Raw genomic sequence first — 427 nt, 5'->3', positions numbered from 1 at the left:
GCCGTGGCCACCAGCTCGCCGTTATCCTCAATGACCAGCTGCCCGGCCTGAAAAATGCGGATCAGGGTCTTGATGGTGTCTTCCGGCCAGGCCCCACCAATATCGTGATAGACCTGATCCATAAGGCGCGCCAGCGCCGGGTAATCGTCTTCGGTGAGCGTACGCAAACGCAGGCGGGTTGTTTCTTCGGCCATAAAAAAACTCCGTTTTCGCTGCACGCGTCACGCTCAACGCAACAACGCGATACAGGTCTATTCATCTCTTCAATGCCGCACCCACGCTTCTAATGCCCGGGGGTTACGACGATTTTGCTTTTCCGTGTTGCGTGTCGCATGCCGCATTCTGCGTCTCTATTTACGCATTCAATGGCGGAAAGGGAATCAACCAGCTCATTTCCTGATTCTGCAACGCATGCATGCCACTGGGA

At 55.0% G+C, this 427-nt stretch carries 1 pseudogene; it reads right to left on the bottom strand.

From position 1 onward, the window contains the following. A pseudogene (locus A3754_RS05755) lies at nt 1–194 on the bottom strand (hydrolase); the annotation flags it as partial. Nucleotides 195–427: the final 233 nt, after the last annotated feature.

Source organism: Alcanivorax sp. HI0083 (assembly GCF_001635175.1).
The sequence above is the reverse complement of the archived record's forward strand: the minus strand, read 5'-3'. Positions and strand labels throughout refer to the sequence as shown.